The sequence below is a fragment of the Leptospira kobayashii genome, assembly GCF_003114835.2.
Lineage (GTDB): Bacteria > Spirochaetota > Leptospiria > Leptospirales > Leptospiraceae > Leptospira_A > Leptospira_A kobayashii.
This window is the reverse complement of sequence record NZ_AP025029.1, coordinates 194,962-218,779: the sequence shown is the minus strand read 5'-3', so window position 1 is coordinate 218,779 and position 23,818 is coordinate 194,962. Positions and strand designations below refer to the sequence as shown.

Annotated in this window: 23 protein-coding genes; 16 read left to right on the top strand and 7 right to left on the bottom strand. The window is 40.9% G+C overall.

What is annotated here, in order from left to right:
* Positions 1-89: 89 nt before the first annotated feature.
* Positions 90-296: a heavy-metal-associated domain-containing protein gene (locus DI077_RS19280; RefSeq protein ID WP_109022314.1), complete on the bottom strand. Its 207-nt coding sequence runs from the start codon at positions 294-296 to the stop codon at positions 90-92.
* A 220-nt stretch (positions 297-516) separates the two neighbouring features.
* On the opposite strand from DI077_RS19280, the gene sthA reads away from it, so the two are divergent.
* The 8 genes from sthA to DI077_RS19240 all read left to right on the top strand — a co-directional run bounded on the left by sthA (position 517) and on the right by DI077_RS19240 (position 8,074).
* Positions 517-1,920, top strand: coding sequence for a Si-specific NAD(P)(+) transhydrogenase (gene sthA / locus DI077_RS19275; protein ID WP_109022315.1), 1,404 nt, complete (start codon positions 517-519; stop codon positions 1,918-1,920).
* A gap of 124 nt (positions 1,921-2,044) precedes the next feature.
* Positions 2,045-2,542: an RNA polymerase sigma factor gene (locus tag DI077_RS19270; protein WP_109022316.1), complete on the top strand. Its 498-nt coding sequence runs from the start codon at positions 2,045-2,047 to the stop codon at positions 2,540-2,542.
* A 3-nt stretch (positions 2,543-2,545) separates the two neighbouring features.
* Positions 2,546-3,613: a FecR family protein gene (locus DI077_RS19265; RefSeq protein ID WP_109022317.1), complete on the top strand. Its 1,068-nt coding sequence runs from the start codon at positions 2,546-2,548 to the stop codon at positions 3,611-3,613.
* An 84-nt stretch (positions 3,614-3,697) separates the two neighbouring features.
* Complete coding sequence (locus tag DI077_RS19260; RefSeq protein ID WP_109022318.1) at positions 3,698-4,264, top strand: HAMP domain-containing protein; 567 nt, start codon at positions 3,698-3,700, stop codon at positions 4,262-4,264.
* Positions 4,265-4,386: 122 nt separating this feature from the next.
* Complete coding sequence (locus tag DI077_RS19255) at positions 4,387-5,238, top strand: PIG-L family deacetylase (RefSeq protein WP_109022319.1); 852 nt, start codon at positions 4,387-4,389, stop codon at positions 5,236-5,238.
* A gap of 150 nt (positions 5,239-5,388) precedes the next feature.
* On the top strand, positions 5,389-5,796 hold the full coding sequence (locus DI077_RS19250; protein ID WP_109022320.1) for a hypothetical protein: 408 nt from the start codon (positions 5,389-5,391) through the stop codon (positions 5,794-5,796).
* 302 nt (positions 5,797-6,098) lie between these two features.
* Entirely contained in the window at positions 6,099-7,058 is a 960-nt protein-coding gene (locus DI077_RS19245; RefSeq protein ID WP_423241800.1) for an integrase core domain-containing protein, read from the top strand.
* Between the two features lie 506 nt (positions 7,059-7,564).
* Complete coding sequence (locus DI077_RS19240) at positions 7,565-8,074, top strand: anthrone oxygenase family protein (RefSeq protein WP_109022321.1); 510 nt, start codon at positions 7,565-7,567, stop codon at positions 8,072-8,074.
* A gap of 32 nt (positions 8,075-8,106) precedes the next feature.
* Here the strand turns inward: DI077_RS19240 and DI077_RS19235 are convergent, their stop codons facing one another.
* Genes DI077_RS19235 through DI077_RS19225 form a run of 3 tightly spaced genes read right to left on the bottom strand, consistent with a single transcriptional unit; the run spans position 8,107 to position 9,575 of the window.
* On the bottom strand, positions 8,107-9,033 hold the full coding sequence (locus DI077_RS19235; RefSeq protein WP_109022322.1) for a type II toxin-antitoxin system HipA family toxin: 927 nt from the start codon (positions 9,031-9,033) through the stop codon (positions 8,107-8,109).
* 6 nt (positions 9,034-9,039) lie between these two features.
* On the bottom strand, positions 9,040-9,357 hold the full coding sequence (locus DI077_RS19230) for a HipA N-terminal domain-containing protein (protein WP_109022323.1): 318 nt from the start codon (positions 9,355-9,357) through the stop codon (positions 9,040-9,042).
* Positions 9,354-9,575 carry a helix-turn-helix transcriptional regulator gene (locus DI077_RS19225; protein ID WP_109022324.1) on the bottom strand — a complete coding sequence of 74 codons (222 nt, stop codon included), beginning with the start codon at positions 9,573-9,575 and terminating at the stop codon, positions 9,354-9,356. The genes DI077_RS19230 and DI077_RS19225 overlap by 4 nt, the downstream gene beginning before the upstream one ends.
* Before the next feature lie 196 nt (positions 9,576-9,771).
* Between DI077_RS19225 and hrpB the strand changes: the two genes are divergently transcribed.
* Positions 9,772-12,264 (top strand): ATP-dependent helicase HrpB, encoded by a 2,493-nt coding sequence (hrpB, locus tag DI077_RS19220; protein ID WP_109022325.1) that lies wholly within the window; start codon positions 9,772-9,774, stop codon positions 12,262-12,264.
* Here hrpB and DI077_RS19215 read toward each other — a convergent pair.
* The gene (locus DI077_RS19215; protein WP_109022326.1) at positions 12,261-12,824 is read right to left on the bottom strand and encodes an STAS domain-containing protein; all 564 of its coding nucleotides are present in this window, start codon (positions 12,822-12,824) and stop codon (positions 12,261-12,263) included. The two genes, hrpB and DI077_RS19215, sit on opposite strands and share 4 nt — an antisense overlap.
* Before the next feature lie 82 nt (positions 12,825-12,906).
* Between DI077_RS19215 and DI077_RS19210 the strand changes: the two genes are divergently transcribed.
* The 5 genes from DI077_RS19210 to DI077_RS19190 all read left to right on the top strand — a co-directional run bounded on the left by DI077_RS19210 (position 12,907) and on the right by DI077_RS19190 (position 18,483).
* Positions 12,907-14,787, top strand: a complete 1,881-nt coding sequence (locus DI077_RS19210; RefSeq protein WP_174705673.1) for a polysaccharide biosynthesis protein — start codon at positions 12,907-12,909, stop codon at positions 14,785-14,787.
* On the top strand, positions 14,784-15,260 hold the full coding sequence (locus tag DI077_RS19205) for a ClpXP protease specificity-enhancing factor SspB (RefSeq protein WP_109022327.1): 477 nt from the start codon (positions 14,784-14,786) through the stop codon (positions 15,258-15,260). Before DI077_RS19210 ends, DI077_RS19205 begins: the two co-directional genes overlap by 4 nt.
* The gene (locus DI077_RS19200; RefSeq protein WP_109022328.1) at positions 15,257-16,867 is read left to right on the top strand and encodes a permease; all 1,611 of its coding nucleotides are present in this window, start codon (positions 15,257-15,259) and stop codon (positions 16,865-16,867) included. The genes DI077_RS19205 and DI077_RS19200 overlap by 4 nt, the downstream gene beginning before the upstream one ends.
* A 96-nt stretch (positions 16,868-16,963) precedes the next feature.
* Positions 16,964-17,854 (top strand): protease HtpX, encoded by an 891-nt coding sequence (gene htpX, locus DI077_RS19195; RefSeq protein ID WP_109022329.1) that lies wholly within the window; start codon positions 16,964-16,966, stop codon positions 17,852-17,854.
* A gap of 95 nt (positions 17,855-17,949) precedes the next feature.
* Positions 17,950-18,483: an adenine phosphoribosyltransferase gene (locus DI077_RS19190; RefSeq protein WP_109022330.1), complete on the top strand. Its 534-nt coding sequence runs from the start codon at positions 17,950-17,952 to the stop codon at positions 18,481-18,483.
* Positions 18,484-18,486: 3 nt separating this feature from the next.
* Here the strand turns inward: DI077_RS19190 and DI077_RS19185 are convergent, their stop codons facing one another.
* Positions 18,487-19,524, bottom strand: coding sequence for an ATP-binding protein (locus DI077_RS19185; RefSeq protein WP_109022331.1), 1,038 nt, complete (start codon positions 19,522-19,524; stop codon positions 18,487-18,489).
* Between the two features lie 70 nt (positions 19,525-19,594).
* On the opposite strand from DI077_RS19185, the gene DI077_RS19180 reads away from it, so the two are divergent.
* Entirely contained in the window at positions 19,595-21,115 is a 1,521-nt protein-coding gene (locus DI077_RS19180) for a S1C family serine protease (RefSeq protein WP_423241809.1), read from the top strand.
* Positions 21,112-22,599, top strand: a complete 1,488-nt coding sequence (locus tag DI077_RS19175) for a PDZ domain-containing protein (RefSeq protein WP_109022333.1) — start codon at positions 21,112-21,114, stop codon at positions 22,597-22,599. The genes DI077_RS19180 and DI077_RS19175 overlap by 4 nt, the downstream gene beginning before the upstream one ends.
* On the opposite strand, the gene DI077_RS19170 is transcribed toward DI077_RS19175, so the two are convergent.
* Positions 22,591-23,817 (bottom strand): AZOBR_p60025 family cell surface glycopolymer formation protein, encoded by a 1,227-nt coding sequence (locus DI077_RS19170; RefSeq protein ID WP_109022334.1) that lies wholly within the window; start codon positions 23,815-23,817, stop codon positions 22,591-22,593. The two genes, DI077_RS19175 and DI077_RS19170, sit on opposite strands and share 9 nt — an antisense overlap.
* Position 23,818: the final 1 nt, after the last annotated feature.

Genomic DNA, 23,818 nt, shown 5'->3' with positions numbered 1-23,818 from the left:
ATTTCAATTTATTGAACAAAAAATCTATCTTAACGAATGCATGTAGAATGATTTATACAATTTGGTTAACTCAATTGCGGGGTCTCGGTTTAGACTTTTTCCCCCAATTCATAACCTTCTTCCGCAAGAAGATCGTGGATTTGTTTCCAATCCGCCTCGCTTAAGGAAGAATTCACTTCGACGGTTCGGTCTTCCAGATTGGGACTTGCAAGAATTCCTTTGCCCTCAAATGTTTTTTTGACTGTCATCAAACAGTGGTTACAGGTCATACCTTCGATTTTATATAGTTCTTTCATTGTTTTTCTCCTTTGGCTCGGGTTATTTTATTGATAATTCCCGCAAAACCGGAATCCGGTTTCTTTCTTCTTTTCATTCTAAAGCTTCCCATAATGGGAATGTCAAGAGTCGATTTTAAAAAAATGAACCTCAGTTTGGAGAAAAGGCAAAACAAATTTGCTGAATTGCTTGTCGTGGCATCTCTCTATCCGATAACGGAAGTACATAAAGAATTCACCTATGTCCATTAACCGGTTTGATATCATTGCCATCGGCGGCGGCCCGGCAGCTCAAAAAGCTGCCATCCAAGCAACTAAAATGGGGAAAAAAGCTGCCCTCATTGAAAAAGATCCTTATCTGGGAGGAGGTTGTGTGCATTGGGGCACGATTCCTTCCAAATCTTTGCAGGAAACCAGCCGGTTTTATCGCAATTTACATTTATCTACCGTGCACGGACTACGCACTCCCCAGGTGAACCAACTCAGTTTACAGGAGTTAATGCATCGTGCATCCACTGTGATTGAAAAAGAAGAAGATGTGACCCGCGAACAGATGATCCAAAACCGGGTTACCACTTTCACCGGATGGGGTAAAATTCTGGATCAAAATCATGTTGAAGTAACAGATGCTAGTGGGCGGAAAAAAGTCCTCGAAACGGATTACATACTGATAGCAACCGGTAGTTCCCCCAGACGTCCCGCAAATGAGAATATACCTTTCGAAGACGGACTCATTTATGACAGCGACGGATTGTTTTCCATTGCGAATATGCCTTCTTCCATTGCAGTCGTAGGAGCGGGTATTATCGGATCCGAATACGCCACTATTTTTTCCCATATAGGAATCAAAGTTCATCTGTTCGATTCCCAGGACAGGATACTCGGATTTTTGGATCGTGAGATTTCGGAATCGATGTCCCAATATATGAAAAATGCGGGAATAGAAATTTATACGGGACGTTCCATTACAAAATACGATAAACTGACTGATGGTAAAGGAATCGAACTTACAACTGACAAGGGTGATGTGATCCAGGTCAACCAAGTACTGATTTCACGCGGAAGAGTGGGGAATGTGGAAAACCTAGGACTAGAAACACTCGGTGTGGAAGTCAACGACAGAAAACAAATCGTCGTAAACGAGAATTATCAAACCAAGGTTCCTAATGTGTATGCCTGCGGAGACGTGATCGGCTTTCCAAGTCTCGCATCCGTTTCCATGTACCAAGGACAATACGTCGCAAAACATATATTTGGCGGAGCACCTCATCCGGTGACCGCGGAAGAGTTCCCGATCGGAATTTATACTTTACCTGAAATCGCAACCATCGGTCCCACGGAAGAAGCGTTAAAGGAAAGAGGTGTGGATTATGGTGTGGGAATCGCTCGTTTCGATACGATTACCCGTGCTCAGATCAGCGGAGATCAGGACGGAATGGTAAAAATCCTATATGATAAACCTACTAGAAAGGTTTTGGGAGTTCATATCATTTCAGACAAAGCAACCGAACTGATCGCCCTCGGCCAATGCATCGTGAGCTTGAAAGCTCCCATTGAGTACTTTACCGAACATATTTTCAATTATCCTACTATGATCGGCGCCTACAAAAATGCGGCATTTCATGCACTGCAGAAAGAAAATTAAGTTTTTTCCTGAGAAAATCCCATTCGTTATTTGTCATCATAAACAGAGAGAAAGATTAGATTTTACTTGTCAGGGCATGGATTCTCAGAACACATTATCTCTTGTGTCAGAGAATCAAATCTCGATGAGTCAAATTTACGAAAAAAATCATAAAAGGATTTATGATTTTCTCTACAAATATACTCAAAATGCGGATACGGCAATGGATTTGATGCAAGACAGTTTCTTGAGCTTTCATAAACATTACAGTGATTCTGGTCTCACGGAAGAGAAATCCCTTATGGTTTTGTACACCATAGCCCGCAATCTTTCCATCAATTACGCTAAAAAATTTTCCACTACGAAAGAAATTTATTCGGAAGATATCGATCTCCACAGTCACAATCCCCGCTTGGAAAAACAAGCCGAGTATCAGGATTTAGAGGACAGATTGTACAGTTTTCTCGGAGAACTGAAAGAAGACGAAAGAAGTGCTATTTTATTAAAGAACGTAGAAGGCTTCCAACTCACTCAGATTGCGGAGATTTTGAATGTCTCCGTTTCCACTGCTTCCCGTTTGGTTATACGTGCTACAGAGAAAGTTACTGCCATAGCTTTAAGAGAAAATTTGGTACCGGATTAAACTATGAAAAAAGATCTAGACCCAAACAAGTTAAAGCAACTGGAAAGTCGGTTGGCTCATCTTTCAAAATCAACTTTGAATCGGGAGTTTCTTTCCTGGGAAGAGCTTTCCAAGAAAGAACCTAAGTTTCCCGACCTGTACATGCCGCCTAAGACAGGTCAAGTGGTCGTCTTTCCCGGAAAATTCAAATGGGCTTTGGGAGTAGGTGGAACTGCCTTGTTTGCAACAGCAGCTTCTTTATTATTTGTATTCTTTTTGAAAGATTCTTCTTCAGGCACGGATAATCCGTCCGAAATGGCCAAAGGGGCCGCATCCCCTCCTGTTTTGTTTTCCGAATTATTGGGCGAGATTCAAACATCAAAAGGAAACAATTTTCTTTTGCATTTGGGTGAAACCGTACAGATTGCACTGAAAAAAGGGGATAAAATCCGACCGGGAGACAAAATTCTGACTGCGGAAAACGGCTCCGTTGATCTTGATTTTGAAAATAAAACCTGGATTCGGGTTGCTTCGGCCTCTCTTGTTCAACTAACAGATCTTAAGAAATCCGATTCTTCCGCCATTCAAACCATCGGAATTGAGAAAGGAAAGGTTCTTGCTACCGTTGGAAAGCTGAAAAAAGATTCTGTGTTTCAAGTCGTATCCGGTTCCTATTCTACGATCGTTCGGGGAACCACATTCAGCGTTTCCGTCGATGAAAACGGAAAACAAACCGTTTCCGTTCGGGAAGGTTCTGTTGAAGTTAAGAATAATTCACAAAACTCCGAAGAAAGTATTTATTTAGAATCTTTAAAACAAGTTTCCGTTTCTTCCGACAAAGCGGAGTCAGTGATTTCCCTAGGATCAAAGGAAGAAAAAGAACTGAAAGCGCTGCACACTCAAGTAGACCTTGCTCGTGAAAACAAACTATATGAAGAGTATTCCAGATTGGAATTGGTTAGATTAGAGGATGGAACCGAGCTCCATGGTGTCATTTTAGGCCAAACGGATACTCACCTCCAATTTGAAGGAACCGACGGAAAGATCGAAATCCCCATTGTGAAGATTGTTGAAACGGAAAAAATTAGATAAAACTGAATAGTTTTTTGACAATTTCCGTTTCTATGGCATTCTGATTTTGTAAAGATTTTGCATATTGGGGAGTCCCATCAATCCATGTCCAGCGACAATAAAGACAACAAAAAAGCCTTCCGATTTCGTTATATTATTGATAAAGAATTTCAATTTAAGTTTTTGCTTCATTATTCTTTGTTGTTTATCTCCGGAGTGACGGTCACTTTAGGATTTCTCTACTGGCTCAACAAATCGAAGTTTGACGGTGGTGCGGTTTTCCGATTGAGACAAGATGCACAGATTGTATATTGGAAAGTCGAAAATGACGATGCCGCTGCCGGAGAAGAAAAATTCAAATACGTTCCCAGGGAAATTTATCTACCGAATTACGATCATCAATTGAATATGTATACGATTCAATTCGACGCAGTCGTGACTCTTTCCGTTTTATATTTGGCATTGATCACTATTTTCTCCGTTTTCAAATCTCATAAGATGGCGGGACCGATTTACAGTATCAAACGATCTCTGCAGAAGATTGCTTCCGGGGATCCTATTGAAAAGATCCGAATCAGAAAAGACGATGAATTTCAGGAGCTTGTGGATGTCCTGAACGAAGTGATCCACAAACGTTTGGCGATCCTAGGCAAAGATATCGACAAAAAATAACCCTTCCTTTTCCTTTAGCATCTCTAAGATACTTTACTTACCTGAATGTATCTTAGAGAACCTCATAAAAAACTTGCATCTTATCCCGAATTTTATCTAATATCTTAGTAAATTTTAATATTATGAAAGCTTTAAAAATCATTCTTTCTTCCTTATTGGTTTTGTTATTGGTCGGATTGGCGGCTGTCTATTTTTTCGTTCGCTCTTTGTTCCAGGAACCGAGCGCTGTGGAAGTGGCATCTCTCAATGACTCCTTGAAATCGAAGCGGATTTTGGGAGTTTTTGCCCACCCCGACGATGAACAGTTGGTAAACAGTGTATTTGTCAGAGCTAAAAAATCAGATCCAAGCTCCTTTACCGCACTTGTCACTGCTACCAAAGGAGAGGCAGGTCATCAGGTTCCGGTGGTAGCAAGGCAAAAGGATTTGGGTTTCATCAGAAAGGCAGAAGCACTTAAAAACGGTTATGCGATGGGAATTGATGAACAAGAAGTCTGGGATTACCCGGACGGAGGAGTTCCTGAAGTATCTCTCGAAGAATTAAAGGCAAAAGTAAAACAGGCAATGGAAACCTATCGTCCTGAAATTTTGCTTACGTTCTGGCCGGAAAGCGGCGCAACAGGCCATAAGGATCATAGAAGAATGGGACTTGCGGCAAGTGAAGTGGCGAAAGAATTCAAATCACTGATTCAAAACAAAGGGACTTACCATGGACCCCGTTATATCGCATATGTAATCACTCCGCGGAACGCCTTTCGGACATTAGGTGGAGAGATAGGAAAGTTCGTAGCTGAGAACCAACCGGCTCCTACACATTCTTTGAGAAGTGAAACGGAATCCAAATTGAAAGGTTGGGAAATCCATGCATCTCAGGGAGATTATGTAAGGGAAGCCTACGGAATTCCAGCAAGGGTTTTGTACATGATTTGGGACAAAGAGTATTATTACATTACAGATTTGGATTCTGGTAAATAAAACATGTTGCTTTGATTGCTCTTATCCAAATAGGTATAAGTTTTTTAATTACATTGCAGATATAATGCGACAGAGTTTTTCGTCGCAAAAACAAGTATTGAATTGTTTTTGCTTGTCACTATAAGTTAACACACGTAAATTTTCTTAACTATGGGTTATAAAAAATTACTATATTCTTTCTTACTAATCGCACTTTGTGTCGGAACCGCTACACCGATTATCAGTAGTTACGAGTCGGATCGTAATACTACGGGTAAAATCTCCGTATATACCGCGCAAAGTAATAATGCCTGCTCGTCATCATCCGGAACCGCTTCTCCAGAAGTCAGAGCTCAAATTGCCATTTTTATTATCGAAGATATCAGCCAAGGAGTAATCTCAGAAGGCGAAATTAGCGCCGAAGCGAACTTAATCAATGATTTGGGATTAACGGAACAACAAGTTTTGGACTTGATTGCTTTGTGCAATAATTACTGGGGAATTAATATTCCTACTGATTGCTTTTATTACATTTTAACTATGCATAATTTTTGGAGATTGGTCGCTTTCAAAATTTAAGAATTGTAAAGCATGTATTGAGATAGAAGTGTAACCCATGAGAGTGTTCCAAACTGTTACCTATGTGCCTTTCCACTCATGTGCTTCAAAATCTAATGCGACATAAGATCGATTATGGGAAGTTGCATATTGAATCACGAAATAATCTACAAAGAACTTTACCAAATGACCACCACATTTTTTTGTTATGTGTGAATGTTTTTTATTTTTTCTTACTGTTTGTCTTATTATACATTTTTTCACGCAAATTTCAAGAACAATTGATCTTAGAAAATTTGTTTCTTCGCACTCAACTTGCCGGAATGAAACGAAAGAAAAAGATCTTTCATACAAGACCTTGGGACCGATTAAAGCTTGTTATTTTATCTTATTTTTTCCCAGGTTGGGAATCTTCCTTAATTTTAGTTTCTCCCAATACTCTATTGTCTTGGAGGGAACAGAAATTCAAAGATTTTTGGACGATTGTTACGAATAAAAGAAAGGCCGGCGGAAGACCTAATACTCCCTGGAGAATTATCAAACTTGTTCGTAGGTTTGCAAAAGAAAATCCCCTGTGGGGTGCTACGAAAATTCATGGAATCATCATTAAGCTTGGGCATTTGATCTCGGAAAAATCAGTTTCCAAGTATATCAAAACTCTTCGCAAAACACCTAACCCGAGAAAAAGGCTTTCCTGGACTAACTTTCTTGCGCTTCATTCCGACTCTATGATCGTTTCCGATCTATTTACGGTTTTCTCTTATAACTTTAGGGAGATATATAAAGTTATATTTTTTATGGATCTAGAAACGAGGCAAATTCTTCATTTCGACATTAGAGTAAAAACTTCTACCAGATGGGTTAGAAAAGTAATCAAAGTCGCGCTCAGAAAGAAAAATTCTAAAAATATTTCTTATGTTCTTACGGATAACGATACGTTATTCGGTAAGAGATTCTCCCGTTATTTGGAAAGACTGGGGATCAAACATAAAAAAACAGCCATCCGGTCGCCTTGGCAGAACGGTCATGCGGAAAGATTTGTCAAAACCTGTAAGGAAGAATTTTTGGATTATTTCATCCCACTCAATGAATATCATCTTAGAGTAAAGTTGGAAGAGTTCATTTACTTTTACAATCATAACAGAACGCATCTTGCTTTGGAAAAAGAAACCCCTATTCCTTCTCCCATTCTTTATAAGCCGAAAGATGGCAATTATGAATTGGTATCTCATCCTGTTTTAGGCGGGCTTTATCATACTTATTCTTGGAAGAAAGTGGCCTAAACAAACGTTTCGCACTCCACGCTCCCTCCCGCGTAACTTCCGTGTTACGACGGGAGAACTCCGGCATCCCTGCCTCCGTCACCGCGAGAAGTGCTTCACTTGCTTTTAAGAGTAGAATATAAAAACTATATTCTACTATTCTCAGGCGCTTTATCCGGCTCTCCCTCGACGACAACGCTCGGTCGATCCGGGCGAAAGCTTTATTAGTTGTTTTGCGATTTTGTTCGGAAGTTGTAAGAAGGAAGAAAAAAATAAAAGAGGATTTTTGGTCGAATACAACTCTTCAATACTTGAAGAGTTGTATTCAAAGCGAATTTGTCAAGAAGGAAGCTCGGTTCTAAAAAGAATTTCGTCAGATTGAGATCTGAGGTCTCTCCAGTTTAACGAACATTTTATTCATTTTACGAGGCTCAGTCTGTATTTACAAATCCTCCTACTCAAACGTGCAGTGTCAGCAACCAAGCCGGAAAAATTGACGGCAAAAACGTTACCGATATCATTGTTATATGCAAATAATGACATGGGAAACCATCCTTTTCCTCATCACAGGTACGTTAACGGCACTACTTGCGGGAGTATTTTTCGGTTATTCCGTATCCGTCAACTGGGCGTTACATCGTCTGAAAGATTCGGAATATGTACGGGTTATGCAGGAAATCAATGAAGTCATTCAAAATCCTTTTTTCCTACTTACATTTTTAGGACCTGCGGTTCTTCTCCCTATTTTGACATTTCTGTATGGAAATAATACACCGGATCATCCGGGCTCTTTGCGATTTTATCTTTTAGCCGCTTCTTCCGTATTCTATATTGCCGGTCCCTTCGGTTTGACCGTTGCGGGCAATGTACCTTTGAACAATAAACTGGCAAACTTCAACGGGAAAAACTCTACCGAAGCGGAAATTGCAATGGCAAGATTGGAATTTGAAAAACCATGGAATCGTTTGCACACGATCCGTACCGTTGCTTCGGTTGTTTCGCTGATTTTGTTTTTCACTGCCATTCTATTGACTTAATCTGTGTTTGGGTCGATGCCAAAAAACAATCGTTAGGCAAATAGAATCCTATATCTTTTTCTAATCAATTCGGAATATTCGGAAAGTATTTCTTTGCAGAACGGATAATTGGAAATCCGGGCCAGTAACCTCTCTTCCATAGATCGGATTCTCTCCAAAATTTTTTCCAGAGCAATTGGATGGATTTTCAAGGATTCTCCAAAGGATAAAATATCTTTTCTTTGGATTTTATTTTTCTTTCCGTTCAGGCTGAGTGCCAACTCTTCCGGATCTTCTTTATGAAAAATTGTTATGGAAAGCAAATCATAAGCCGGAGCCAATCTGATATTTCCGTCTTCTTCCGTTAGAAGGGAAAAATTCTTCAGATGCATATCCGAGTTTCCCGTCAGATAGGAAAAAATTACCAATTCGAAAAAACGAACCGTTTCAATTCCCGGCGCATTCGTATACTGACGGATCAATTTTCCTATCCCCTCATAAGATCCTTTGTATTTATCTTCTGTTAGTCGCTCTGATAATTGACAAAAATCCTCTTGCGCCAATTTACGACGGTTATGTCGATCGAAACGTTTGCTTAAAAAAGAAAGTTCTCCCGATTTAAGCGGGATCAGAGAAGAAACCGCCGTATCGATTCCGAATTCTTCCGCAAGCAACATAGTCAAATGTTCGTTTTCAGGTAGATTTCGAAACTGAAGCGAAGGCGGTTTTAAAATATAGTCTCCCATAAATCCCACGATTGTAAGTCTGCTTACATTTTTATCCTGGAGCTTCAACTCCAAAGAAATCTTCGGTTGAACACCCGGGACAGTGACCCGGGAAAGTACATTCTGTTTTGCTAATTCTTGAATCTCGGAAAATTCCAATGAAAGAGAAGGATAAGAAGACTTACCGAAAAGTTTTTTAGCGCAAACCGAATGAAACGGTTTTTCGGATGGTTTCGCACAAAAATAACAATTCATATACGATCACTCTTCTCCGACGACACTGACAGCTCCGATACAATCCTGGCATACACTTAACAATAAAGAAAGTCGATCTCTGGGATCAAGCTTCCATTCTTTGATTGTAATTTCGAGAAGCCATCCTTCCGGGATCAACCCGTCAAAAAATGGGAACAAAGTTTTGGAACGGTAAATTTCTTCTCTTTTGGGAAGAGTGAAACTGATTGAGGAAGAATTCGCATGCCGAAGGTATTCTGAATCATACTGAAAAAAATACCCTTCTTCATCTTCTCCCACAAATCCGGCCTGTATGTTTTGAAAATAGACCTTACCTCTTCTCATGGATTTTCCCAGGATCTTTTGGTACGACGGGGAACCATTTCATGACCAAAGGCGGATAGAACTTGGTTGAGTTTATCCAGCCGAAGGCTCTTTTTGCCTTGTTCCAAATCCCGTACAAACCTAAGCCCCACACCGGTCGTACGAGCCAAATCCTCTTGGCTCATTTTGTGCTTTTTGCGTTGGTTTTTTACAAATTGAATGAGATCCTGGTCTTCCATTATTATACCTGATCGGGTATAATCACAGCTTAATCAAGTATTTTATACCCGTTCGGGTATAAAATAACAAAACTATAGTAAAACTATACCCGTTCGGGGCGAAAAACTCATCTACCTAGGTAACGGATTTTCCCGAATTCGTAAATTTAACGCGCAGAAGAAGCTGATATTTGATTTCCTGTAGAACAAAAGAAAGATGCAAAACACCTCTGAGCGATATCCCATCCAAGACCATCTGGATGAAATTTTAGATTCACTCCAAAAACACAATCTAACCGTGCTGGAAGCCCCTCCCGGTTCCGGTAAAACCACTGTTTTGCCGATTGAAATCTTACGATCGGGAAAATTCAAAAAAAAAATTCTGATTTTGGAACCTCGTCGCCTTGCAGCGCGTAATGCGGCGATCCGGATGAGTCGGGTTTTGGGAGAAGAAGTCGGCAACACAATCGGTTATCGGATTCGGTTTGAATCCAAAATCGGCAAAGATACGAAACTGGAACTAGTTACCGACGGGATTCTTTCCAAGATGTTAGTCGAAGATCCGGAACTTTCCGATTATGAATTGATTGTTTTTGATGAATTTCACGAGAGAAATCTGGATTCTGATTTTTGTTTTGCACTTTGCCGAAGATGCACCGAGATCTTCCGACCCGATCTGAAAATTCTAGTTATGTCCGCAACACTCGAAGGGACAGATTGGAAAGCCAAAGAGATTCAGGCAAATAGGATCCAAACAAGCGGCAGGATGTTCCCGGTTAATATTCGTTATACTGGATCTTCCGGAAGAAGAGTAACCGACAGGATCGGAGAACTGATTCCGCAAATCCTATCACAGTCGGAAGGAGATGTTCTTGTTTTTTTCTCAGGGGTTTCCGAAATCCATACAGCGGAACGCATACTAAGCGATGTTTTTGCAAATAAAGCAATCTCAAACATATCCATATTGAAACTTTACGGTGAAATGCGTTTGGAAAATCAAGTGGAAGTATTTTCACCTCCGAAACAGGGCCAAAGAAAATTAATCCTCTCCACAAATATTGCGGAAACTTCTCTCACCATCCCCGGAGTAAAGATCGTAGTGGACACCGGGTTTTGCAAAAGAATGATTTTTGATCCCAGATCGGGGCTTTCCCGGTTGGAAAAAAAAAGAATCAGCTTGAATTCCGCCAAACAGAGATCAGGCCGTGCAGGAAGGGAATCGGAAGGAACCGCGATTCGACTTTGGTCCGAAGAAGAAGAAAAGGATTTTCCCATTTCCCACCCTCCCGAAATTTTGGAAGCGGATGTGTCCGGACTAGTCTTACTTTCTAAAAAATGGGGAGAAGAATTAAACGATCTACCCCTTCTCGATAAACCTTCGCAAGGTGCCGTTAAAGAGTCTGTTGCCATTTTACAAACATTAGGTTTGCTTGATCAGAAGGAGAAAATCACCGATCTGGGGATCTCTACTTTACGCCTTCCCCTTTCCGCAAGACTTTCCGCTATGTGCTGTCTGTTCAACGGAAGTGATCTTCCTCTTGCAAAATTATCCGCTCTGCTCTCCGAAAAGGATATTTTGGGGACTTCCGGAACCAACCTTAAGTTTTTGTCCCGGTGGGAAGCATGGCAAAAAGGAAATGTATCCGATTTCAATTTAAAATCCAGAATCGAACAAAGCATTCGCCAGATAGAAAAGATCCTGAATGATTTACCCGAAAAACCGAAACAAAATCTCTCGATTGCAGGAGCCTTAAGTTTCGCATTTCCGGACAGAATCGCAAAACGAAGAACAGCTGATTCGAATAAATACAAATTATTCAATGGGAAAGGTGCGGTTCTTGCGGATGCGGGGGGCTTAGATTTGCCGGAATGGATACTTGTATTGGATTCGGACGGAGATGGAACGGAAGCGAAGGTTCGTCTTTATTGCGAATTGAACGAAGAGGAAATATTAAAACTTCATTCCGAAAAAGTTTCGGAACACCTAAATCCCGTTATAGAGGAAACGGAGAGAAAAACGAAATTAATTCGTTTCGTGCAAAATAAGTTTTTGGGAGAAATCATTCTTTCCCGCTCGGCAAAATCCACCGGTTTTTCCAAAGAGGAAAAAGGAGAAGCTGTCATATCCTTTTGGAGAAAAGAATCTTTTTATCCCTATTTCGAAAAGGATGATAAAATCTCTTCCTTTCTGAATCGTATCCTGATCTTAAAAGAAAACGGATTTTCTTTCCCCGAATTTTCGGAAGAAAAACTCCAGGAAGAAATAGGAGATTGGTTACTCCCCTTTTATTCTTTGGAATCCGCTTCCTTAGATCCGTACAAGCTTGATTTTTTGAATGCATTGTCTTCCCGGCTGACCTATTCCGAATTGGAAATACTAAAAAAGGAAACGCCTACTCACCTAACTGTGCCCAGCGGGTCAACGATTCCGATCGAATACTCCCGGGAAGGAGCATCCGTTTCCGTGAAATTGCAAGAGATGTTCGGAATGCGTAAAGTCCCGAAGATTGCAGGTGGAAAGGTGGAAATACTACTCCATTTGCTTTCTCCGGCAAGACGTCCCGTACAAGTGACCCGGGACTTGGAAAATTTTTGGGACGTGACTTATCACGAAGTCAAAAAAGAATTAAAGGGCAGATACCCGAGACACCCCTGGCCGGATTCTCCCTGGGAAGCAGTTCCTACAAAGAAAACGAAGAACAGAAGTTAAATGAGTCTTTCGTAAACGGAAACCCATCCTTTCGGATTGATTAGAAATTTGGAAGAACAAGAAGGACATTTATAATCTCCTGGTCTGGACCATTTCAAAGTTTGGCCGCACTCCGGACAGAATACCGTCTTGATTTCCACTTCTCTCTCCAAAGAAATCTCAGTCTCTTCGGGCTCAGGAGCAGAAATCGGAAGCGGTTTTTCCTCTAAGTCGGGCCTTGCTTGGTTTGCAGGAAGTTCGGTGATTAGATTTTTTTCCAAGTCCTCTTTCGCTTCGGCACTGCTTTTAAAACCCGGGAATAAAGAACCGATCCCGAATTCTTCCAGAACCTTTTTCCATTCTTCGGAAACTCCGGAAAGAGCGACTTTGGACCCTGTTTCTTTGGTGCGGGAAGAGATCTTTTTCAGATACTCAACCCCCACTTCGTCCACGGAATCCAATGCGGATAAATCAATACAAAATAAATGGGGGGTGAGACTTGCATCCTTGATTCTCAAATAGAGATCGGAACCAAGTTCAGCAGAAAGATGACCGGAAAGATGAATAAGTAAGGACTTCAAACGAGCTTTTTCCTATTTTCTGATGATCGGTATAGATTCTGTATTTACAAGGAATTTTGCAGAATTTACACTATTTCCAGCGATGAATTCAATCCCAAGACGTTACTGGGTTTTCCCAATCGACATATTCTTCATGGTATTGTCCTATTTTCTCGCACATTTGGTGCGATTTGAAGATTTTCGATTTTTGGAAAACAAGGAATTATTCTTCACCTGCACGGCGATTGTAGTGATCAGCCGTTCGGTGGTGTTTTTTCTTTCCGGAATTTACAAATCCCTTTGGTCTTATGCTTCTCTCCACGACCTATTGGAAATCATCAAGGCGACCATTTTGTCCTCTTTGGTTTCCACCATTGCGATCTTATTTTACAATCGATTTTCCCAAATCTCCAGGATGGTTCCGATTCTCGACACCCTCATCCTTCTCGGATTTTTATGTTTAAGAAGTTTGAGTTGGAGGATGATCCGGGATCAGATTTTCAGAGCGGGAGCCAAGGACGGAATTCCTATCCTACTGGTCGGTGCGGGCAAGTTAGGTGTTACTTTCTTATCCGAAATCAGAAGGCATAGCGAACTTGATCTGCATCCTGTAGGATTTTTGGATGACAATCCTTCCAAAGTAGGCGGATACATTCAGGGAGTGCCGATCTTAGGTATTTCCGAAAGCGCGGAAGATTTTATTTATAAATTCGGAATCAAAAAAGTGATCATGACTGTTTCGCAACCTGACGGAAGGATTGTGAGCAAACTGATGAAGATTTGCGACTCCGCAGGTATTGAATTTAAAATCTTACCTTCGTTTGGTGATTATATTTCGGACAAACCGAAGATCACTCAACTTAGGGAAGTGCAAGTGGAAGATTTATTGGGACGGCCTACAGTGGATCTGGAAGTGGAATCCATCAGATCCTATCTGGAAGGAAAAGACATCCTTGTTACAGGCGCCGGAGGTTCCATAGGTTCCGAAATCTGCCGACAAGTTGCATTGTTCAGACCGCGTTCCCTAATCCTTTTGGATGCCGCAGAAACCCCGTTATACGAAATTGATTACGAGCTTAGGAAAAATTTTGCCGAATTCGGTATCGAATTCAAACCTGTTATGGCGGATGTGAAAAATCTTTCCAGACTTTCTTCGGTATTCGAAGAGCACAAACCCTCTGTGGTTTTTCATTCCGCAGCATATAAACATGTTCCCATGATGGAAATCAATCCTTGCGAAGCAGTATTGAATAACGTAATGGGAACGAAAAACGTCGCCGACGTATCCCGCCTAACGGGCGTAGAACGCTTTGTTCTCATTTCCACGGACAAAGCGGTGAATCCTGTAAACGTAATGGGAGCTTCTAAACGAGCGGCGGAACTTTATTTACAACATATTTCTCAAAATTCCAGAACCAAATTCATTACGGTTCGTTTCGGAAACGTTTTGGGCTCCAACGGATCGGTAATACCCCGTTTCCGGGAACAAATCAAAAGAGGTGGACCCGTGACAGTCACCCACCCGGAAGTCATCCGCTACTTTATGACCATACCGGAAGCAACTCAATTGGTTTTGCAGGCAGGATCCATGGGAGAACACGGCGAGATTTTCATACTCGATATGGGAGAACCGGTAAAAATCGTATCTCTTGCCGAAGAGATGATCCGACTGTCGGGGTATACTCCTCACCAGGATATAAAAATCGAATTCACAGGACTTCGTCCCGGGGAAAAACTCTTCGAAGAACTTATGTTAGATCAAGAGGGAATTAAAAAAACCCATCACCCTAAAATCAGGATCGCAGCCCCTCTCGAATCTTATAATCTTCTACTATTCCAAAATAAGATGAATAAACTTTTCTCTTTGGCGAAAGCAAATAAAGACAAGGAAATTTTCCCGAGCTTCAAAGACATCATTCCTGAATATAAAATTCATGATGAATATCTGGCATGGGAGACAAACGCTGGTAAAAAGAACCTATGAGCCAAAGTTTAAGCCCGGAAGAAATCACTACCTTACGTGAATTCAAAAGACAACTTTTCACCCTATATTGGGAAAAATTCGGAATATTTTATATTCACGTCATGCCTCACCCAAAACTGGAAATCGGAAAGAGAGGCCTTCTCAACGCGGAAAAAGAATCCGGGATTGTGTTAGTGTTTGGCGACAAAGCGGTCAAAGTATTGGACAGTCAACCGGATTATTTATTTGCAGAATTGCAGTTCGGTTCCACATGGGAGCCTACGATTCTCCCTTGGGACGCAGTATTTCGTATTTATGATAAATTTCAAAATTCGGCTTCTCAGCTTCGGTTTTTGCAAGTGGATTCAGGGCTAGACCAGCCTCCCACAAAAGATACGAAAAAGCCGGATTCTGCAAAAGAGCCGAATAAATTGGATTATTCCGAAGAAGGAAATGTGATTCGGGTGGATTTCGGAGGAAAAAGAAACGAATGAACTATTTCTCAATCACACGAGGGGATATCGACGGATTTTTCGGACTGATGGTGGACAACCTCATCCAATTGCTTGTTTTAACGGGACTTTGTATCGGGCTTTGCGGCTTTCCTTTGGACTTTGTTACTTCGGTCGTTTTGCCCGGAGCTGCCATATCTTTATTGATAGGAAATCTATTCTATTCATGGCAAGCCTATCAATTGGGCAAAAAAACAAACCGAACGGACGTTACAGCACTCCCTTACGGAATCAACACAGTTTCCTTATTTGCATTTATATTTTTTGTAATGTTACCGGTTTACCAAGCGACCGGAGATTATAAATCCGCCTGGAAAGCAGGACTTCTTGTTTCCTTTTCTTCCGGACTCATCGAATTCTTCGGTTCGTTTTTTGCGGAAAAAATCAGAAAGTCCACTCCCCGCGCCGCTTTACTTTCCGCTCTGGCGGGAATCGCAATCACTTTTATCTCTATGGATTTTCTACTGAGAACATTTGAACATCCGTTAGTTGCATTTGCACCGTTGGGTGTCATACTTTTGCAGTACTTCGGAAAAGTGAAATTTCCTTTTGCGATTCCGGGAGGACTCGTTTCGATCGTCCTCGGGATCGTTCTCGCCTATGTTTCCGGGCTTTTGGGAGAACCTATTTTCCAGGAAGGGGCATTTGCACGAGGAAAAGAAACCATCGGGTTTTATCTTCCTCATTTGGCAGTGGGCGAACTTTGGGAAGTACTGAGTTTTGCCAATGTAAAAACATATTTTGCAATCATCCTGCCGATGGGTGTTTTCAACGTAATCGGTTCCTTGCAAAATATCGAATCCGCCGAGGCCTCGGGAGACAGTTTTGACACCAAATCCTCGTTACTTGTAAACGGTATCGGAACATTGGCCGGAACTTTTTTCGGTTCGCCTTTCCCTACTACGATCTACATAGGACACCCCGGCTGGAAGGGATTAGGTGCCAAACACGGTTATTCCGTATTAAACGGTATATTTATAACATTTGTTAGTGTCTTTGGGCTAATGGGGATTTTGCAGGCAATCATTCCGATCGAAGCAGGTATGGCGATCGTACTTTGGATCGGAATCATCATCGCTTCGCAAGCTTTTCAAGCAAGTCCTAAAAATCATTCCCCCGCAGTGGTAATCGGTTTACTTCCTGCATTTGCAGGATGGGCGGCACTCCTCATTCAAAATGTGTTTTTCTTTCTGGATGGTAGATTGCAGGCGATACTCTTGGAGCTAGGAACTCCCAAATCCTATCATTTCAATTTATCCGATCTTTCTCCTCATGTTCCTTTTTTACCTTACGCCCTGGGAGGAGTCCTTTCCTTGTCGCAAGGTTTCCTGCTTACTTCGATGGTTTGGGCGGCAATGGTGGTTTTTCTTTTGGAAAGGGATTTTTTGAAGTCCTCACTTTGGGCTTTGGTCGGTACCACTTTATCACTTTTCGGATTCATACATGCTTACGAATTGGCAGGGAACGCCATTTTAAATCAATTTGCGTTTTTCGTTTCTTGGCAATTTCCCGTAGCCTATCTGGCCTTAGCAGTTTTGTTTTTCCTGGCGTATTTGGCAAACCGATACTTCCCCGAACAGAAATCCTGATAAAAGGCTTGTATATTTTTGGAAATCAGGTGTTTTTGAAAGTCTAAATAACAGAAGCTCAAAGAAGCATTTAGCTATAAGGAGAGCAAACTTTCTATGACCTGGATCAAACGGATTGGTTTTTTCCTACTTACAAACATATTAATCATGACTACGATTTCCATCGTAACCAACGTGCTTGGTTACTTTGGATTCGGTATACAAGCATTCGGTGTAAACTTAACTCAATTGATCGTATTCTGCTTGATGTGGGGTATGGTAGGATCTTTCATTTCCCTCTTTCTCTCAAAGTACATGGCAAAATGGTCTATGGGTGTAAAAACCATCGATCCGAAAAATGCCTCTTCTCATGAGATGGAAGTGTACAGAAGAGTTCAATCTCTTGCACAAAGAGCACATCTTCCCATGCCGGAAGTGGGGATTTACGATTCACCTGAAGTGAACGCATTCGCCACCGGCCCAAGCAAGTCGAGTTCTCTAGTCGCTGTTTCCACAGGACTATTGAATCGAATGAGCGGTCAGGAATTGGAAGGAGTTTTAGCACACGAATTATCACACGTTGCCAACGGTGATATGGTGACTCTAACTCTCATCCAAGGTGTAGTGAACTCATTCGCTATGTTTATTTCCAGAATTATTGCAATGCTGATTGCGAATTCCGTGAAAGAAGAGATGGCACATATGGTGCGTTTTCTTGTCACCATCGCATTGGACATTGCATTCTCGATTCTCGGTTCCATTGCTGTGGCATACTTTTCCAGAATCAGGGAATTCCGTGCGGATGCGGGAGGAGCGAAACTTGCGGGGCGTGAGTCCATGATTTCCGCTTTGGAAGCTTTGCGTAAAGTGATAGATCAACCTGAGGATGAAAGAGGAGCGGCACTTGCCTCTCTCAAGATTTCATCTAAAAAAGGCGGATTTTTATCCTTGTTTGCAACTCACCCTCCTTTGGAAGAAAGGATTCTAGCACTCAGACAAATGAGATAACCGAAAGAGAAAAAAACTCTTAATTGGAAGAAGGCAGGGTTAAACTCCTGCCTTTTTTTATTGTCACAGCCGGACAAAAATAAGATTCATTTCTTATGTCTATTGTAAAGTCCAAGATACGAACCATTCCCGATTATCCGAAACCTGGAATTCTTTTCCGTGATATCACGTCCCTACTCATCGATCCGGAAGCATTCCGACTTACAATAGCAATGTTTGTAGAACGTTATCAAAACCAAGGGATCAAAAAGGTGGTGGCCATCGATGCACGCGGATTTATCGCAGGAGCTGCACTCGCCTTTCAATTGGGAGTGGGATTCGTTCCCGTTCGTAAAAAAGGAAAACTTCCTGGCAAAACGATTTCGGAAGCTTATGCTTTAGAATACGGAGTAGATCATGTAGAAATCCATATAGATGCGATTGAAGAAGGGGAAAAAGTAGTGATCATGGATGATTTGATCGCTACCGGAGGAACCTTGGAAGCGTCCATCAAACTAGTGCAAAACCTAAAAGGGATCATTCATGAATGTGCAACCATCATCGACTTACCAGATTTAGGCGGGACTGCGAGAATCAAAGAAAAATACGGAATCAATGTTTATTCCATCTGTGAATTCGAAGGACATTGAAACTTAATGGAAACTTTTCCAATTTTCGGATTTGGACTTGTCGATTCGGATACAGATTTCATTTCCCAAAAAATTCCATCTAACAATAAATAATTTTTTTAAGATATGAATCCCTCTTCCCGTGGAAACCATTTTCCGGTCGGTGTGAAGAGGGTTCGGAACCAAACGGGGGTTAAACCCTTTGCCTCTGTCGATTACATAAACATCTATATACCTTGCCGATTCGAATACATGGACAGTGATCTTGTCATCTCCTCTTTTCCCCCCATGTTCCAAAGCATTGTCCAAGGTTTCATCCACCAGGATTTGAAACCAGAAAGAGTCCATGATCGATTTCCAGTTTCTTTTTTCGTACAATGCCCATAGGTTTTGTTTGAGTTCCCTCGAACCTTCCAAACTGGCATCATCGTAATCTTCGAAAATTTTCTTTGAAGCTTCGAATAGATATGAAAACGGATGAGTCAGGTAATCCGCAGTAAATGAAAAATGAATCAGAAAAAAAACAAAACAGAGTAAAAAACATAAATCACAAAATACCAAAAAATGTAAGTAATAATGATTTAAATTGGGAATATAATCATCATTTGAAAAAAGATAAATCGAAAATAAGAAAGATAAAATTACAGAACCGTAAGCACTGTGCATAAATTTGGAAATCGCGGGAAAACTAAATTGCAACTTGATCGAAATCACAGAAGCAAATGCAAAAAAGGAAATCGTATAAAAAGAAGGATAAAATACATTTAAAATGATCTCGCTTGCAAGAGGATTCATTTCATTTGACAATCCCCAATCAACGAGAAGGAGCATAGCGCCTGCACCTAATATAAATGATACTAATAAAGACAAAGAAGGTCTGTTTCTGAAATAAGTGGGGAACTGGAGTCCGAAATTCAGAAGGGCAAAACAAAAAATAACAAGAAAACTGGGAGAAGTATGCGGATTTGCCAGATACTGAAATTGAAAAAAGCTAGAGTCTAATAGAACGCCGAGATTCCCTAGAGAAAACAAGCCTGTGAGAATGCTAAAACTAATTTTCATAGGTGTGCGGGGATTTTTACTAAATGATACAACCCCTGCGATTGCACTAAAAACAGTGGTAGATACCAAAATGCTTAATTCAAACAAACCCATGGCGTTACAATGGAGAAAGTTTCTTTCCTGTTTTACCCTTGTCAGCCTAATTTTTTCATCTTACAGTCTTTTTGCCGAAACATCCGTCTTAACCGAAACGGGGATGTCGATAGAAACAATCAAAAAGGCGGTAGTTCAGATCAAAGTGTACTCTCAATCCAATGATCCCTACTCCCCCTGGTTGTCGGGTAATGTGACAAGCGCTACAGGAACGGGATTCCTCATCGGCAAAAACAGAATACTAACAAACGCTCATGTAGTATCCAATGCAAAATTCATAGAAGCACAAAGAAACAAACAAACCGAATGGTATGAACTAAAAACCGTATATATTGCCCATGATTGCGATCTTGCCATCCTGGAAGCTAAGTCAGGATCCTTCTACGATGATAGTTACGAATTTTCCTTCGGAGATATTCCCGAGCTGGGAACTCCTATCGACATAGTGGGTTATCCGATCGGTGGTAGCAAAATATCCATTAGTCGGGGGATCGTATCACGCATCGAACAATCGACCTATGCACATTCTCAAGTTGACAGCCATTTGGTGATCCAAGTGGATGCAGCGATCAATCCGGGAAACTCCGGCGGACCTGCTTTGCAAAACGGTAAGGTGGTGGGAGTCGCTTTTCAGGCAGCAACTAAGGGAGAAAATATAGGATATATCATTCCGACCAATGTAATCAGCCATTTTTTAAAAGACAGTGAAGACGGGAAATACGACGGTTACGTGGAGCTAGGCGTACATGTTCAATCTTCCTATTCTCTTTCCCATAGGAAATTCAGAAAAATTCCGGACGATGCGGAAGGTGTATTTATAACAAATGTTCTGCGGGGAGGGGCCGGTGAAGGATTTCTGTTTCCGGGGGATCTATTGTTGTCCATCGACGGTATGCCAATCGGGAAAAATGGAACCGTTGCCTATAATTCCGAATCCAGAGTAGATTTTATCGAGATTGTAGATAATAAATTTGCAGGGGAAGAAATCAAATTCGAACTGATTCGCGACGGCAAACGTCTGAATGTATCCTTTCCCGCAAAGAGAATGGAAGATTTGGATTATATGCGTTCCAGTTACGATCGCCCCTACCCTTATTTTATTTTTGCAGGTTTGGTATTTCAACCTCTCAATCGGGATTTATTGGAAGCTTGGGCGAGAGTCGGCCAAACGCAAGGAGGAAGTCAGTTCCTGTATAGATTTCAGAATTTTCCAGAAATCAAGGAAAATCAAAAGGAAGATGTGGTTTTATATAGAAAACTTTCTCACCCTATCAATTCCGCTTTGGATTATTATATCAATATGACCGTTTCCGAAGTGAACGGTAAAAAAATTTCCAACTTGAATGAGATGATCCGACTCCTGCAAAATTCAAAATCGAAATATGTTCGAATTTCTTTTTTAGACCTTCCTCTTCCTTTGATATTGAATCTGGAAGAAACATTGAAGGCGGACGAAGAAATCAGACAAGCCTACAACCTAACAGAGATCAATAAATGAAAAATATTCTAACGTCTGTTTTACTTTCTTTTTTCTTTTTATCCGTAGAAATTCATTCCAAATCCCAACCGGTAGGAAAAGACGACAACTTTATCGTTCAGGTGAAATCAACAGTTCAGTACCCCAATTTCATCCAACCTTGGCGTTTTAAAAATCCTGAGACCCGTCATTCTTACGGGGTTGTGGTCGGAGAAAATCTGATTCTGACTACCGCTCAAACTGTTTATTACCAAACCAATACGGAAGTTCAAAAATTCGGTTCATTGAAAAATTATACCGCAAAACTGGTAAAGATAGACCATGATTTGGGACTCGCTCTTTTAAGAGTGGAAGAGAAGGAATTCGGAACAGGACTTACACCCATTCAATTCGGTTCCGAAATCTTTCTTGCTTCCACAGGAACCGTTCTGGAGTACAAGGAATTCAGAAACTTATCTGAAAAAAAGATCAGAACCATCAAGCTGGATGTAGATACTTATGCCAACGGATATATCGAACTTCCTTATGTGGAGGTTCAATCCGATGATAAACTGGAAGGAATCGGAGAACTGATTGTGGACGAAGTATCAAAGATACCACAAGGTCTTTTGATTTACTTTAAGGATTCGCAAAACACCGGTAAAATGGTTCCTAATTTCACCATCAACCAGTTTCTAAATTGCAATATCACAAAAAAATGTTTTTCATACAAAGGCTTTCGTTTCCGTCCTTTGACGGATGCATCTTCCCGAAGTTTTTACGGAGTTAGGAAAGAAAATTCGGGAGTGCTCATCGCTGAAATCTATCCGGAATCATCCGCCTCTTCCTTATTAAAATTGGAAGATGTTCTTTTGGAAGTAGGCCCTTATAAAATCGATCCCAAAGGCTACTTCGAACATCCCAAATACGGGAAAATCCTGCTCTCTTATCTATTTCATTCGGGAGAAGATTTGGGTTTGGGTAAGGATAAAAAAATTCCTCTAAAAATTTTAAGAAACTCCAAAATCATGAATATCGATTTTGAAATGAAAGCTTTCCCAGAGACTGCAGTGAAAATTCCATTCGGGAATACAAGATACAGAAAGCCCGAATATCTAATGCTAGGTGGGATTGTGTTTCTGGAATTATCGGAACATTATCTTACGGAATTCGGAAATCAGTGGAGAACCAGAGTCAGTAAACAATTGCTGTATCTGAATGATTATCATAGAATCAACAACACCGGTGAAACAAAAAAGGTGATTCTGTTGTCCCAGGTTTTGCCTCTACCCGGAAATCAAGCATATCATTCTTTGCAACAAGTCGTATTGAAAAAAGTCAATGGTAAGGAACCGAAAGATATAAGAGATCTTTTTCAAATAGCAACGGAAAGTGAAGACCCTTTTTTAGTCATCGAATTGGATGACGGAACTCAGGTAGTTTTTGAAAAAGAAGAGATTACGAATCTAAACAAAGAAGCGATCAAGGTTTTTCATATACCGAAATCGCACAATCTGTCAGAGTGAAGTGCCGACCTGATATAACATGGGTTTTGTTATAAACAGAACCTTCAGAAGAAATAATCCCAGAATCAAAACCGTCAGAAGGATGTATTCCTTGTGACGGACTGTCTCGTCTTCGCCTATCAGAAGGATCAAAATGGGAATGGAAAGAGTAAACATTCTGGAAACATTTTCATATACGGACCAAAAATGATAAAACCCGCCAGTTCCTATCATAAACATTACAAACAAGATGGCAATTCTAAACTCCCAACCTTTTCTCAGTTTGCCTGTAAAAGCAAGAAACGTTCCCAGAAAAAACAAAATTAGCAATGGGAAACGGGAGAGAATTCTTGCCGTTTCTTTAAAACCGGACCCGCTTTGTAAGCTGACGAAAATCGATTCGGAATAGCGAATCATTCCCTCGAAAGGCAATATAAAATCCGTTAGACGAGCTGCTCTCCAATTGGGAAATCTGTAGGAAAGATAGGAATGCCAAAGAACAGGTATGATCAAAGTAGCGGCAACTGCAAAGATTTGTTTTAGATTCTTATTCGATAATGCCTTCAACCCCAGAGGGAAGAGGAAAAAAATAGCAGGCTCCTTGGTAAGAATCGCAAGACTCGACAAAAGAATGAATAAGAGAAAATTTTCCTTTTTGAAGAAATAATAAGCAAGAATGACGAGAGACACCATAATCGAATCGCTTACCAGAACATAATAACTTCCCAATGAAAATGGATTCAGAAGATAAAAAATTGCCAAATAACCATACTTAGGGGAAAGAAGGGACCTGAGTGCAAAGAAGGATAAAACAAGAAGCAGTATATTCCAGAAGTACATCCCGAAAACAGAAAACTTCTGACCTGCAAATCCGAAGACGGAAATCAAAAACGGATATCCGATCCGAGGAGCTCGATAGGACTCATCAAACCCTTTGGGCCAGTCCAGAGAAAGATTGGATAACGATCTGGAAAAATAATAAAAAATCTGGCCGTCATAACCTGCTCCCAGATCACCCTTCTCTCCCAAAAATACGATCGCATTTTTAGGAGTCTCTTTCTCGTTCATCAATGCAAATTCTTTTCCGAAATTCACCATAGATGTCGGATTCCATTCGTATTTTTTCCAATAACCGAAAGTAACCGAACCCCATAACAGGATAAATACGGTAAATAAAACCGGAAGTCTGGAATCAAGTTTGCGGAGACTACTTGTCAGAAAGTTGTATACAAGATTCATG

What these genes read in the sequence shown, in the direction of transcription:
- DI077_RS19280 (WP_109022314.1), bottom strand. Translation starts at nt 296, where the DNA reads ATGAAAGAACTATATAAAATCGAAGGTATGACCTGTAACCACTGTTTG.
- sthA (WP_109022315.1), top strand. Translation starts at nt 517, where the DNA reads ATGTCCATTAACCGGTTTGATATCATTGCCATCGGCGGCGGCCCGGCA.
- DI077_RS19270 (WP_109022316.1), top strand. Translation starts at nt 2,045, where the DNA reads ATGAGTCAAATTTACGAAAAAAATCATAAAAGGATTTATGATTTTCTC.
- DI077_RS19265 (WP_109022317.1), top strand. Translation starts at nt 2,546, where the DNA reads ATGAAAAAAGATCTAGACCCAAACAAGTTAAAGCAACTGGAAAGTCGG.
- DI077_RS19260 (WP_109022318.1), top strand. Translation starts at nt 3,698, where the DNA reads ATGTCCAGCGACAATAAAGACAACAAAAAAGCCTTCCGATTTCGTTAT.
- DI077_RS19255 (WP_109022319.1), top strand. Translation starts at nt 4,387, where the DNA reads ATGAAAGCTTTAAAAATCATTCTTTCTTCCTTATTGGTTTTGTTATTG.
- DI077_RS19250 (WP_109022320.1), top strand. Translation starts at nt 5,389, where the DNA reads ATGGGTTATAAAAAATTACTATATTCTTTCTTACTAATCGCACTTTGT.
- DI077_RS19245 (WP_423241800.1), top strand. Translation starts at nt 6,099, where the DNA reads ATGAAACGAAAGAAAAAGATCTTTCATACAAGACCTTGGGACCGATTA.
- DI077_RS19240 (WP_109022321.1), top strand. Translation starts at nt 7,565, where the DNA reads ATGCAAATAATGACATGGGAAACCATCCTTTTCCTCATCACAGGTACG.
- DI077_RS19235 (WP_109022322.1), bottom strand. Translation starts at nt 9,033, where the DNA reads ATGAATTGTTATTTTTGTGCGAAACCATCCGAAAAACCGTTTCATTCG.
- DI077_RS19230 (WP_109022323.1), bottom strand. Translation starts at nt 9,357, where the DNA reads ATGAGAAGAGGTAAGGTCTATTTTCAAAACATACAGGCCGGATTTGTG.
- DI077_RS19225 (WP_109022324.1), bottom strand. Translation starts at nt 9,575, where the DNA reads ATGGAAGACCAGGATCTCATTCAATTTGTAAAAAACCAACGCAAAAAG.
- hrpB (WP_109022325.1), top strand. Translation starts at nt 9,772, where the DNA reads ATGCAAAACACCTCTGAGCGATATCCCATCCAAGACCATCTGGATGAA.
- DI077_RS19210 (WP_174705673.1), top strand. Translation starts at nt 12,907, where the DNA reads ATGAATTCAATCCCAAGACGTTACTGGGTTTTCCCAATCGACATATTC.
- DI077_RS19205 (WP_109022327.1), top strand. Translation starts at nt 14,784, where the DNA reads ATGAGCCAAAGTTTAAGCCCGGAAGAAATCACTACCTTACGTGAATTC.
- DI077_RS19200 (WP_109022328.1), top strand. Translation starts at nt 15,257, where the DNA reads ATGAACTATTTCTCAATCACACGAGGGGATATCGACGGATTTTTCGGA.
- htpX (WP_109022329.1), top strand. Translation starts at nt 16,964, where the DNA reads ATGACCTGGATCAAACGGATTGGTTTTTTCCTACTTACAAACATATTA.
- DI077_RS19190 (WP_109022330.1), top strand. Translation starts at nt 17,950, where the DNA reads ATGTCTATTGTAAAGTCCAAGATACGAACCATTCCCGATTATCCGAAA.
- DI077_RS19185 (WP_109022331.1), bottom strand. Translation starts at nt 19,524, where the DNA reads ATGAAAATTAGTTTTAGCATTCTCACAGGCTTGTTTTCTCTAGGGAAT.
- DI077_RS19180 (WP_423241809.1), top strand. Translation starts at nt 19,595, where the DNA reads ATGCTTAATTCAAACAAACCCATGGCGTTACAATGGAGAAAGTTTCTT.
- DI077_RS19175 (WP_109022333.1), top strand. Translation starts at nt 21,112, where the DNA reads ATGAAAAATATTCTAACGTCTGTTTTACTTTCTTTTTTCTTTTTATCC.
- DI077_RS19170 (WP_109022334.1), bottom strand. Translation starts at nt 23,817, where the DNA reads ATGAATCTTGTATACAACTTTCTGACAAGTAGTCTCCGCAAACTTGAT.